Genomic DNA, 12748 nt, shown 5'->3' on the forward strand with positions numbered 1-12748 from the left:
CATGAGTAAAACAAACAGCATCATTGAACAAACGGAGAGATTCGGTGCCCATAATTATCATCCGCTGCCAATTGTCATTTCGCGGGCAGAAGGCGTGTGGGTTGAAGATCCGGAAGGCAACCGCTTCATGGATATGTTAAGTGCCTATTCGGCTTTGAATCATGGGCACAGGCATCCGAGAATCATCCAAGCTCTCAAGGATCAGGCGGATAAAGTGACATTGACATCGAGAGCGTTTCATAATGATCAGCTTGGGGAATTTTATGAAAAGTTGTCCGCTTTGACGGGGAAAAGCATGGTTTTGCCCATGAATACAGGGGCCGAGGCGGTCGAGACTGCGCTCAAAGCCGTAAGACGCTGGGCGTATCAGATCAAACAAGTTCCTGTGAATCAAGCTGAAATTATCGTCTGCGAGGGCAATTTCCACGGTCGTACGATCACAGTGACTTCCTTTTCCTCTTCGGAAGAATATAAAGAAGGCTTTGGACCGTTTACTCCGGGCTTCAAAATGATTCCTTATGGAGATCTGGAAGCATTAAAGAAAGCGATTACGGCTAATACCGCAGCTTTTCTCGTCGAGCCGATCCAAGGGGAAGCAGGAATTGTGATTCCGCGAGAAGGTTTCTTATTTGATGCCTACCAGCTATGTAAAGAGAATGACGTACTCTTCGTTGCGGATGAGATCCAGACAGGGTTTGGCCGCACGGGGAAGCTTTTCGCTTGCGAATGGGAAGCGGTGAAACCGGACGTATATATAATGGGTAAAGCGCTCGGTGGCGGCGTGTTCCCGATCTCCGCTGTTGCGGCGGATGAGGACATTCTCGGCGTGTTTAATCCTGGTTCGCACGGGTCGACTTTCGGCGGCAATCCATTAGGCTGTGCGGTTGCAATCGCAGCACTCGATGTGCTGGAGGAAGAGGGATTGACCAGCCGTTCTTTAGAACTTGGAGCGTATTTTACCCAGAAGCTGCGTCAAATGGAGAGCCCGCATATCAAAGAGGTGCGTGGCCGCGGCTTGTTCATCGGCGTTGAATTACACGAGAAGGCCCGCCCGTATTGCGAGAAATTGAAAGAACTAGGCATTCTTTGTAAAGAAACGCACGAGACGACGATACGGTTTGCACCTCCGCTTACGATCACTAAGGAGCAATTAGATTGGGCGCTTGAGCGAATTAAACTTGTGCTCTAGATTTCGATAATGGAAAGAGATGGTGATGACGATGTCGACCAACAAACAGCTCAGCCTCATTCAAGTGCCATTCGGTCTTGGAGCCGGACGTCCTGGAACGGAAGAGGGGCCGGATAGCATGATGCAGGCCGGCCTGATTCGGCAGCTTCGCAAAACAGACTACGAACTAGCCGGTGAATATAAGGTGAGATGTCCGCTGCCGGCTACGGCAAATTCAAACGATGGTCAGGTCAAACATCTGCCGGAAGTGAAAGAGATGAGCAGGCTGGTGGCGAAGCAGATATCGCAAGCGGTTCGAAACAATACCTTACCGCTAGTTCTAGGAGGCGATCATAGCGTGACCATCGGCGTGCTGGCCGGGCTATCTTCTCAAAATGCAAATCTTGGCGTTATTTGTTTTGATGCGCACGCAGGTTTGAATACAGAGACAACGACGCAGACAGGCCATCTGAATGGGATGTCACTGGCGGTGGCTCTAGGCAAGGCGGGGTTGAAGCTGAGCGATGCGGCGGACGGTGCGATGCCGATTAAGAAGGAGAACTTGGTCATCATCGGGGTTCGCGATGTAGAGCCGGAGGAGAGAGAACTGATTCAATCCGAAGGCATTACCTGCTTTACGATGCATGATATCGATCGGATGGGCATTGAGAAGGTAATCCAAAAAGCGATGGAAATTGCCGGAGATGGTACTGACGGTATCCATATAAGCTTTGATGCCGATTGCCTGGATCCACTGGAAGCTCCGGGGGTTGGCTTGTCCGTGCCTGGAGGGTTGACTTACCGGGAAGCGCATTTTGCCTGCGAGCTGCTTGCGGAATCAGGCCGAATAACGTCCATCGATGTTGTAGAAGTCAATTCGTTGCAGGATGAAAGCCGGCGTACCGCACGGCTTGCAGTTGGTTTGATCGCTTCCCTGCTCGGCAAGCGAATTCTATGAAAAAAAGCCGTTACGATTGGTTCGGTTCGGACCATTCGCAGCGGCTTTTTTTGCCAGAATGTTCTTTTCAGAACGAAAGTATTATGCTCCCCTCTCTTACGAACATTCCAGGAAAATATAATGCTGTCCGAAAACGCCCAATTGCGTAGAAAGCTGTATCCGGCCAAATATCTGCAGTCCGATTTTACCTAATTACAAATGGGTTGTACGATCACAAGTTCAGTAAAGTCGTCGTAAGTGGTTAAAATAGGACTGCATCAACTATTTTCCTCATCAGCTATACATAATTGGGTGAAATCGTACTACAGCGCTCACCGCTCAACAAAGGCGCTTACAAGTCGGATCAACCCGCCATGCATGTGTTCTGGCTGTACTTTTCCCATCTAGGAAGAAGCATTTTTTGTCATCATTATTGAATTTAGCTCCATGCAGCTTTCATTCCATTTCGTACTCTTTCATCTTATTGTACAGTGTCCCTCGGGAGATACCCAGGAGTTTGGCTGCCGCGCTTTTGTTCCCGGCTGTTTTCGCCAATGCTTCTTCAATCATGCCTATTTCATCTTGCTCAGATATTTTAGGCTTCAATGCTTTATCACTTGAAGAGAGCATCTCTTCTGTCTCCGGATAGAGAAGACTCGGCTGTCGTTCTTGCAAGGATGGAGGCAAGTGATCGAGCGTGATCATGTCCTCATCGCTTAGAATAACGCACCGCTCTACAACATTTCTAAGCTCTTGCAAATTTCCCGGCCAATCATAGTTGGTGAAAGCCAGGATAACTTCAGGAGAAAGCGTTGGAAGCGGCTTTTGATACTGCAAGGAAAACTGTTTGAGATACATATGGACCATCGCAGGAATGTCCTCGATTCGCTCACGCAAAGGCGGTATGCGAATGGAGATTACATGGAGCGCATAGTACAAGTCCGAGCGGAATTCGTGATTCTGAACCAAGACGGACAAATCTTGTGTGGAGGCAGCGATAATGCGGGTCCGAACGGCTATCGGCGTATTCCCGCCCGTGCGGATAATCGTTTGTTGACTGATGTAGTCGTACAGTTTGGCTTGTAAATCCAATGGCAGTCTGTCGATTTCGTTAATAAATAATGTGCCGTCCTTCGCCTGCTCCAGCTTGCCGGCCTGTCCCGACTGATTGCCCGTAAAGGCTCCGCCTTGAAAACCAAACAGCTCGGTTTCGAGAAGTCCCGCGGGAACGATACCGCAATTGACGGACAGAAATAACTGTTCCGAACGCGGACTTGCGTTGTGAATGATCTGAGCAAGCTGTTCTTTTCCGACGCCCGTTTCGCCGATCAGGAGCACGGGAGTTTCGGTGGCGGCGACCTTTTTGGCCCACTGCACTACTTTTCCGATGGCGGGTCCCTTACCTTTAATAAAAGAAAATAGATCTTCCGTATTCGGTTTATGATGCGGTTCGAAGGTGTGGGACGCGGTTAATTGCTCGTTCAAACGAACCAGCTGCGTAATGTCCTGTTCGGTGGCGATGCCGCCAATGATATGACCTTGAACATCCCGAATCGGTGAGGCGTTGATTAGCACGTGTGTATCTGGCCGCGGACGATGGTAGGTGTTACGAATCATGCGACCTTCGTCGAGAATTTTTAGAACCATGAGTGTTTCAGTCTCGAAGTGTTCACCGATTCGTCTTCCCAATATATCGGCTTGCGGGAGATTATAGAGTTCTTCAGCAATCGGGTTCCAGCAGATAACCTCTCCATTGCGGTCTACAACCGTAACGGCATCTGTAACCGTCCGGGCCAATGTTGAAAAATAGGCGGACCATCGCTGCTGTTCCCGAATCGAATAATGCAACAGCGCAGATAAGTAAGCGAATCCCCGTATGCTGCCCCCTGAATCTTGAATAAGAAGCGGACGATTCGTCGTTAGTGGAATATGAAGCAATAATATATCGAGCAAATGGGTCTCGTCGTAAGGGAGGATGGCGGACATGAGGTGCTCGTTTGCTTGCACGAACGCTCCGATATTCATCTCAGTGTTATTGCGGATCAGACCAAGATCCTCAGGTATAAACAGACAATACTGGCTGCCGACAGCGACTAGTACAGCTTGTTCTTTATTTAAATAGGTGACCAGCTCTTCGATCTTTGAATCAACAGTAAGCTCATGAAAATGATTGTTCAACGGAAACTGTTCATTTTTGAACATATTGTACCTCGCACGCGTAACATTCGTTTCGTATAAATTTACCATGAAAGCCTTATCGATTCAACACGGTAAAGAAAGTATACAAACATTCCTATCTTAGACGGATTTGTACAATCTCTTCTGATAAGTTTGTCCAACGTTCAGAATTGTTAAACAAAAACTGTTCAAATTCTTGAGTATAGTGTATAATTAAGACATTAAATTATACAACATTGTACAATTCCGACGGAGGAATCACACATATGGAAATGATGCTGAAAAATATGTTTCAAGCACTGGGTAAAAGCCGTTCAGCAAATAAATTAGCGAAAAAGTATGGTCTACGCTTTGGCGCTGCCCGGTTTGTAGCCGGCGAAACAATTAAACAGTCCATTGACGCAGTAAGGCAGCTTAACCAAGACGGGCGCGTGGCGACTTTGGACCATCTCGGCGAGTTCGTATTCAGTGAAGAGGAAGCTATACAATCTGCGGACATGTGCATACAAACTTTGGATGCCATTGCGAGCTCAGGCGTTCAATCTAATCTCTCCTTGAAAATGACATCGCTAGGCTTGGATATCAGCCGTGAGCTTTGTATGAAGAACATGAAGCGAATACTCGATCGTGCGCGCCAGCATGGTAATTTTGTGCGTATTGACATGGAGGATTACGCCCACTGCCAAATCTCGCTGGATATCTATAGAGAACTGCGGGAGCAGTATGATAATGTGGGTATCGTCATTCAAGCTTACCTGTTCAGAACCGTACAAGATATCCAAGATCTGAACGCTCTGAAAGCCAACCTGCGTCTGGTTAAGGGCGCTTATAAAGAGTCCCCGCAAGTCGCTTTCCCTGAAAAGCGGGATGTTGACGATAATTACAAAAAAATCATTGAAATGCATCTTGCCAATGGCAATTATACCGCAGTCGCAAGCCATGACGAGGCGATCATTAATTTCACGAAACAATTCGTCAGCGCTCGCGGCATTGACAGAGAACAATTTGAATTTCAAATGCTATACGGTATTTGTGAAGACCTGCAAAAGCAATTAGTGAGAGAAGGATACCGGGTGCGCGTTTATGTTCCCTATGGTGTCGATTGGTTTGGTTATTTCATGAGACGGTTGGCCGAACGGCCGGCGAATGTCTGGTTTGTCCTTAAAAATATGTTTAAATAGATCCGCATACGGAGAGGAGCAATTACAATGACTACATTTACAAAAGTAACTACCTATGCCAACGAACCTTTTACTAATTTCGCATTAGAAGAAAATAAAAAAGCGATGGAAGCCGCTATCGCGAAGGTGAAAACGGAACTCGGCCGAGAGTACCCGCTTTATATCGGTGCGGAAAAAGTCGTTACTGAAGCAAAAATCACTTCCATTAATCCGGGGAATGTGGATGAAGTGATCGGTTATGTCAGCAAAGCGGATCAAGTTTTGGCGGAGAAAGCGATGGGCGTAGCTCTGGAAACGTTCGAATCCTGGAAAAAGGTTCCCGCTAGAGAACGTGCGGAATACTTGTTCAGAGCAGCAAAGCTTATGCGTGAGCGCAAACATGAATTCTCTGCATTGATGATTTTGGAATCAGGCAAAAACTATGTGGAAGCGGATGTTGATACCGCTGAAGCGATTGATTTCATGGAATTCTATGCACGCGAGATGATCCGTCTCAGTGAAATCAGTGAAACTCAGCCTCTAACTAAAATTGCCGGAGAAGACAATAATATTTCATATATCCCTCTTGGAGTTGGCGTTATTATTCCGCCGTGGAACTTCCCGCTGGCGATCTGCGTAGGAATGACGACTGCTGCCGTTGTATCGGGGAATACGGTTCTGTTGAAGCCGGCATCGACAACGCCGGTGATTGCGCATAAGTTTGTTGCTTTGATGCAAGAGGTCGGCCTTCCTGCGGGCGTTATCAACTTCATTCCGGGAAGCGGCGCTGAAGTCGGCGATTACTTGACGACACATCCAAAGACAAGATTCATCAGCTTTACCGGTTCTAAAGAAGTTGGGCTTCGAATCAACAAATTAGCCGCGGATACGGTTCCAGGTCAAATATGGATCAAACGCGTCGTTGCGGAAATGGGCGGCAAAGACGGCATCGTCGTTGACGAAACGGCTGATCTAGAGGCTGCGGCTGCGGCAATTGTTGCATCTGCATTCGGGTTCCAAGGCCAGAAATGCTCGGCAGGCTCCAGAGCGATTATCGTCGAATCCGTATACGATCAAGTTGCAGATAAAGTAGTCGCATTGACGAAGCAGCTGCAAGTCGGTCTTCCGGAGGATAACTTCGCAGCGGGTCCGGTTATCGACAAGAACTCTTACAATAAGATTCTGGAATACATTGAAATTGGCAAACAAGAAGGAACTTTGCTTGTCGGCGGCAACAAGGCTGACGGTAACGGTTATTACATTCAACCGACTGTATTTGGCGATGTGAGCGGTAAAGCGCGCATCATGCAGGAAGAGATTTTCGGACCTGTTCTGGCACTGGCGAAAGCGAAAGATTGGCAAGAAGCGATCGCCATGTACAACGATACTGAATTTGGTTTGACAGGGTCTTACTTCTCTACGGATGAGGAGCGTATCGCTGAGGCGCTGGAAACCGTACACTGCGGCAACCTCTACATTAACCGCAAATGTACAGGCGCATTAGTCGGCGTTCACCCATTCGGCGGCTTCAACATGTCAGGCACGGATTCCAAGGCTGGCGGCTATGATTATCTGTTGCTGTTCACTCAAGCGAAAATGACGTCCCGTAAAATATAATCATGAAAAGAGCCCTCCGGCTTCAAAGCGCGGAAGGCTCTTTTTGTAGTACGGAGGCTCCTCAAAGTAACAGGAATATGCTTCGAAGGTTAAGCGTTGCTTTTGGGGGACTTTTTATTTTTCAAGCCTTGAAGAACGGCTGGCAGTACACCAGGAAAACGCGAATTCAAATCATCATATCGAAGAGATATTAATCGTTGCGTACCTTCTAGTCTCGTTCGAGTAACGCCTGATTCTCTAAGCACCTTGTAGTGATGGGAGAGGGTCGAATTGGGAATGGGTATTTCCATGGCGCTGCACGATTCTTCGCCATTTTCATCTAAACTTTTGACAATATCAAGCCTAATCTGATCACTAAGTGCGTAAAGCACAGTAGACAGATTCATTTCATTCAAACTTGGATGATAGAGCGTTCTCAAGTTCGATCACCTACCCGGAAGTTATTATGACAATAATATCATAGTTCTATAATTATCGAAATAGCGAACAGAACAAGGGCTCTTTTCGTAGTCAATCGTCGGCTTGTAATGTTATAATTTATAACAAGACCGGAGGATTGGATGGGGATCATGTAGTGAAAGTCATTTATGTACTGATGTTCGTTTCCATGTGGACGACAGGTATTTTATTCTTGTTGAATTCCAATAAAAATAACTTTTGGAGCGGGATGTGCTTATTGGTCGGAGGGATGGCCAGTTTTACTTTTGCCATGCATTTGTCAATCATGCCAGTACTGCTAAAGTATGATCTCGTTCATCCTATAGTTAGCGCATTTCTCTATGTCGTAAGTGTGATTGCGATGAATCTTTATTTTTATTTTCTGCCTTATATATTTAGCATGGGGGGCTTATGGCTCAGCAACAACTTTTCAATAAAGATAAGGGTCGTTCTGTCCACAGCGATGGCGGTTATTCCGGTCGTTCTTATGCTGAATCACGCGTGGGTTGAAGGCTGGAATCAATTTGATGTAAGCCGTTTCCGCTGGTGGGACGGCGCTTATGTGGCATTAGGATGCGTTTTTTACTTTATGTCCGTTCAAAAAGAAACAGATGCATTTTCGAAGAAAAGCAAACGCCGGGTGGGCTTCATTTTCAGTTCGGGAATGACGTGGGCATTTTTTAGCGACTATGTGGGTTTCGAACAGTTGAAATTGGGCATGTGGAAGTTTGAGCTTCAAAGCAATGGTACTTGGCAGTACAATTTTATTTTGATTCTCCTGTTGGTCGGTCTCGTCATTTATAATACCGTGAGGTATGGATTTCTGGGCATCAAGCTCAAAATTGAGCGGGAGCGGTTAGACTATTCGATGCGGGCGTTAACGATGGGCGTGTCGATTCTGAATCACTCGATCAAAAACGAGATTCAAAAAATCAATTATTTAACCGAGAAAAGCAGTGATTTGATTCGGGGCAATCAGCCCGAACGATCGCTGCAAGCGATGGAACAAGTCCATACCATTACGGCACACTTGTTGAATATGGTGAGCAGCATCAAAGAGAAAGCGGACGATGTCGTGCTTCAAGAGAAAAATTATCCGATTCGCGAGCTGCTTGAAGCGGCTGTGGATTTCATGAAGCCTTCCGTAGAGCATAAGGAGATCGGAATTACATTGAGTATGGAAGCCGATGGGGAGCTTTACTGCGATCCGGTCCATTTGAAAGAAACGCTGTCCAATTTGATCCAAAATGCGATCGATGCGATGCCCAGCCAGGGCGGGGTGCTCCAACTACGAACCTATGTGACAAGAAAAGGATTTTATATCGAACTGAAAGACAATGGTGCGGGGATTCCAAAAGAAAATCTGTCCAAAATATTTGAACCTTTTTATACAACGAAAAAAAACACCCTGAATCACGGTCTAGGGTTGTCATACTGTTACAGTGTATTGTTAAAGCACGGCGGGCAATTGAGTATACCTGAAAGTGAAATAAACAAAGGAACCACCGTTCGTCTGCAGTTTCCGATACAGAAATTTACGCCGTCTTCCAAGGTGATTCCTACTTCGGAGTGGAAGGCGCCATCCGTGTTTTAGCCTCTATTTTATTCTTCTTTAGCGTGTGTTAATTTCGCTTTAATGCTCTTAAGCTGGGTTTTAATCGTATTGGCGGATTTATGCAGCTTCTCGGAAATTTGCTGTTTACTCAAGCCTTCCTTCCGCAAATCGAATACTTCTCTCTCGGTAGCGGTCAAAGTCATCAACTGGATTTCATTGCGCATGATCCGGGCTGCGTCAGAGTGGATCGAAGACCGATCGCTGTAAGCCTCCCGTATCGCACGGACGATGTCCTTGTAGCTTGATTTATTAATATAGTTAAGGGCGCCTATCTGGAACGATTTCACAATTATTTCTTTTTCAGTGAGTGACGTAAGCATAATGATTTTGATATTGTTTTGCTGAGATAAAGACAAAATTTCGCTTGTCGCCTCAAGGCCGTCCAGGTTATTCCCGGTCAGATTGATATCCATTAAAATGACGTCGATCTGCTTGTCACACGCGAATTGGACCGCTTGTTCTTTCGTTGCAGCCAGAGCCACAACTTCGATATCAGGCTCAATATCCAAATCCGATGTCAAATTTTGCTGCCAGAACGGGTCATCTTCGACGAGCATCACGCGAATGCTGTTCACTTATAGCCACCCCTAATTTTTTCAAATACGCCGTTTGCGTCATCTATCATATTATACCAAGTCATAGTGGCGATCTAAAGGGTGATCTTTTTTAACCCCGGGGGGTGATAAAAGTTCATCCTACTCAGCATTACCGTCTACTTGTATAATCCAAAGTATAAAGAAATGCGATGCATGAAGATTTGCTTAGTATTATCCCCCGCCAAACCTCTCTTCCCTTGAGATATTCCTCGATTGATGATCCAATCATCCTCTCATATCTTCATTCCATGTGCCCGGTTGCTGAACATACAGCATGCTGGGCACTTCCTCTTTTATAGCAGCTCTAAGAGTATATTGATACGAAGCTCTGGAATGAGCTAGAATGAGAGAGTCATAAATCTAAAACAGAGAGAGGCACGACCATGATTGATCACATTGTACTTGTTAAATTTAGCGAAACGACAACTCAAGAGCAGCTGCAGGAAGTTGTGACCCGATTTAAAGCGTTAAGAAGCCATCTTACCGGGATCGTCGATCTTCAAGCAGGTCTCAATTTCTCAGAGAAAAATCAAGGCTATCAAGTCATCCTGTCAGTTCGTTTTGAAGATCGGGCAGCTTTGGAAGCGTATGGGCCGAACCCTGAGCATCAAGCTGTTGCCGCTTATATTAGGGAAGTTGGCAGAGTGGACAGCATCATTGTCGATATGGAAGTCTAAAAACGCTATGAAAATGTTCAAGAGAAGCCGCATAAACCTTATGCAGGCTTTTTTCTTTTCCTCGAAACTTGTCTACCTGTTGGTCTGAACGACAACTTGTATGAATAGATATATATGCAAACGCTTCACGTTAAACAGCAAAATATATCAATGAGGTGATTCTATTATGAGTACGGATAAGAACAAGCTTACGACGAGTTGGGGGGCTCCCGTTGGGGATAACCAGAACTCCATTACAGCCGGTTCGCGCGGACCAACATTAATTCAAGATGTCCACCTCCTGGAGAAGTTGGCGCACTTCAACAGAGAGCGTGTGCCTGAACGGGTCGTCCATGCGAAAGGTGCCGGAGCACACGGCTATTTTGAAGTAACGAACGATTTGACGAAATATACCAAAGCTAACTTCTTATCAGATGTAGGGAAACGTACGCCCTTGTTCGTTCGCTTCTCAACGGTAGCCGGCGAGAACGGCTCTGCGGATACGGTTCGCGATCCGCGCGGATTCGCGGTGAAGTTTTATACGGAAGAGGGCAATTATGACCTGGTGGGGAACAATACGCCCGTGTTCTTCATTCGTGATGCCATTAAATTCCCGGACTTCATTCATACGCAGAAACGTCATCCGCAGACGCATTTGAAAAACCCGAATGCGATCTGGGATTTCTGGTCTCTCTCTCCGGAATCTTTGCATCAAGTGACGATTCTGATGTCCGACCGCGGTATTCCGGCTACGTTCCGTCATATGCATGGCTTCGGAAGCCATACGTTCAAATGGGTGAATGCGGAAGGTCAAGGCGTATGGGTCAAGTATCATTTCAAAACCGAACAAGGGATTCAAAACCTGGCTCCGGAACTGGCTGCGCAAATCGCCGGAGAGAACGCGGATTATCATACGGAAGATCTATTCAACGCTATCGCAAACGGTGACTACCCCGCATGGAGATTGTGCGTGCAAATCATGCCGCTCGAAGACGCCAATACGTATCGCTTTGATCCATTCGACGTAACCAAAGTATGGTCTCAAAAAGACTATCCGCTCATTGAAGTAGGCCGTATGGTTCTGGACCGCAATCCGGACAATTATTTTGCCGAGGTTGAGCAAGCTACATTTTCTCCGGGAACCTTAGTCCCCGGTATCGACGTCTCTCCGGATAAAATGCTGCAGGGCCGGTTGTTTGCCTACCATGATGCGCATCGCTACCGGGTAGGGGCGAACCATCAGGCTTTGCCGATTAATGCTGCGCGTAATGCCGTGAACAATTATCAACGAGACGGTCAAATGCGCTTCGATAATAATGGCGGAGGTTCCGTGTATTATGAGCCTAACAGCTTTGGCGGGCCCAAAGAAACGCCCGAAAATAAGCCGGCAGCGTATGAGGTGTCTGGTACTGCAGATAGCGTAGCCTACGATCATCATGATCACTACACCCAACCGGGCGATTTATATCGGCTGTTAAGCGAAGAAGAACGCTCGCGGTTGGTTCAAACGATTGTTGGCGCGATGAAGCCCGTTGAAAGCGACGAAATCAAGTTAAGACAAATCGGACACTTTTATAAAGCGGATCCGGACTATGGACAACGCATTGCTGCGGGGCTTGGTTTATCGATACCTGAAGACATTTAAACGTCTTAGGCAGCTATCCTTTATTCGTAAAGGGTAGCTGTTTTCTCTCATTTATGGGCAAATTGCCGTATTATTTTTGAATGACGATTAATAAACTAAGCTTAGATGTAAGCGTTAACAAGAAAACGAGGTGATCACAGTGGGAACGCGTTTATTATCTGAACATTTAATTAAAAACCATTTCCCTAAAATCAGGTATGTAAGAGTCCATACACATGGCAAATATGCAGCTACCATCTATGCGTGGAATGAGGATTTACATTTGCTTGATAACGAGATTCGCAGTTTGAAGCAATTCGCATCTGAATATTTACAACCGTATGTCTGCTTCAAAGTCAAATCGTACAACATGATCCAAGACGATCATGTTCCGCAAGTGGTTGAAAGGGAGCTGCCGGAAGTAATCATTAAAGCGGCTATGAATAGAGGCTTGAACCAATATGGAATTACTGCGGTTATCAATAAATTGTTCTCTTACGGCCGATTGGCTTTTAATAGTTACGATTCTGCGGTTGGAACGATCCATTTTGATTTCCATTCCATCATGGCAGTGGACGAAAGTGATCAGAAGTTAATTATCCATTATTTGCAGGAAATCATTCCCGTAGGGTCAAAATGTGACGTGAATTTTCATTGAGTAACTTTCACAGAATATAAGTCGATATTAAATCAGGATAGGCTGACCTTCAAAGGTCCACGCAACAACCTTCTCAGATGAATAAAAATAATCCGTTACCG

Annotated in this window: 11 protein-coding genes; 8 read left to right on the forward strand and 3 right to left on the reverse strand. The window is 46.1% G+C overall.

Annotation, left to right across the window (positions count from 1 at the left end; all coding sequences use genetic code 11):
• The first annotated feature begins 1 nt into the window (after position 1).
• Together ICC18_RS01940 and rocF are read left to right on the forward strand one after the other, a co-directional pair.
• Positions 2 to 1189: an ornithine--oxo-acid transaminase gene (locus tag ICC18_RS01940; protein WP_188172691.1), complete on the forward strand. Its 1188-nt coding sequence runs from the start codon at positions 2 to 4 to the stop codon at positions 1187 to 1189.
• Positions 1190 to 1220: 31 nt separating this feature from the next.
• Positions 1221 to 2126 carry an arginase gene (rocF, locus tag ICC18_RS01945; protein WP_188172692.1) on the forward strand — a complete coding sequence of 302 codons (906 nt, stop codon included), beginning with the start codon at positions 1221 to 1223 and terminating at the stop codon, positions 2124 to 2126.
• 435 nt (positions 2127 to 2561) lie between these two features.
• On the opposite strand, the gene ICC18_RS01950 is transcribed toward rocF, so the two are convergent.
• Complete coding sequence (locus ICC18_RS01950) at positions 2562 to 4307, reverse strand: sigma-54 interaction domain-containing protein (RefSeq protein ID WP_188172693.1); 1746 nt, start codon at positions 4305 to 4307, stop codon at positions 2562 to 2564.
• A gap of 242 nt (positions 4308 to 4549) precedes the next feature.
• Here ICC18_RS01950 and ICC18_RS01955 point away from each other — a divergent pair, with 242 nt between their 5' ends.
• A complete protein-coding gene (locus tag ICC18_RS01955) occupies positions 4550 to 5464 on the forward strand; it encodes a proline dehydrogenase family protein (RefSeq protein WP_188172694.1) in 915 nt (304 codons plus the stop codon).
• 27 nt (positions 5465 to 5491) lie between these two features.
• On the forward strand, positions 5492 to 7060 hold the full coding sequence (gene pruA / locus ICC18_RS01960; RefSeq protein WP_188172695.1) for an L-glutamate gamma-semialdehyde dehydrogenase: 1569 nt from the start codon (positions 5492 to 5494) through the stop codon (positions 7058 to 7060).
• 89 nt (positions 7061 to 7149) lie between these two features.
• Here the strand turns inward: pruA and ICC18_RS01965 are convergent, their stop codons facing one another.
• A complete protein-coding gene (locus tag ICC18_RS01965; RefSeq protein WP_188172696.1) occupies positions 7150 to 7479 on the reverse strand; it encodes an ArsR/SmtB family transcription factor in 330 nt (109 codons plus the stop codon).
• Between the two features lie 155 nt (positions 7480 to 7634).
• On the opposite strand from ICC18_RS01965, the gene ICC18_RS34510 reads away from it, so the two are divergent.
• Positions 7635 to 9092, forward strand: coding sequence for a sensor histidine kinase (locus ICC18_RS34510; RefSeq protein WP_188172697.1), 1458 nt, complete (start codon positions 7635 to 7637; stop codon positions 9090 to 9092).
• An 8-nt stretch (positions 9093 to 9100) separates the two neighbouring features.
• Here the strand turns inward: ICC18_RS34510 and ICC18_RS01975 are convergent, their stop codons facing one another.
• Complete coding sequence (locus tag ICC18_RS01975) at positions 9101 to 9688, reverse strand: response regulator transcription factor (RefSeq protein WP_188172698.1); 588 nt, start codon at positions 9686 to 9688, stop codon at positions 9101 to 9103.
• Positions 9689 to 10092: 404 nt separating this feature from the next.
• Here ICC18_RS01975 and ICC18_RS01980 point away from each other — a divergent pair, with 404 nt between their 5' ends.
• From ICC18_RS01980 to ICC18_RS01990, 3 genes are all read left to right on the forward strand, one after another.
• Entirely contained in the window at positions 10093 to 10386 is a 294-nt protein-coding gene (locus tag ICC18_RS01980; RefSeq protein ID WP_188172699.1) for a Dabb family protein, read from the forward strand.
• 166 nt (positions 10387 to 10552) lie between these two features.
• Positions 10553 to 12010, forward strand: coding sequence for a catalase KatA (katA, locus tag ICC18_RS01985; protein WP_188172700.1), 1458 nt, complete (start codon positions 10553 to 10555; stop codon positions 12008 to 12010).
• Between the two features lie 139 nt (positions 12011 to 12149).
• Positions 12150 to 12647: a hypothetical protein gene (locus ICC18_RS01990; protein ID WP_188172701.1), complete on the forward strand. Its 498-nt coding sequence runs from the start codon at positions 12150 to 12152 to the stop codon at positions 12645 to 12647.
• Positions 12648 to 12748 lie beyond the last annotated feature (101 nt).

Source organism: Paenibacillus sedimenti (assembly GCF_014534655.1).
GTDB classification, from domain to species: domain Bacteria; phylum Bacillota; class Bacilli; order Paenibacillales; family NBRC-103111; genus Paenibacillus_E; species Paenibacillus_E sedimenti.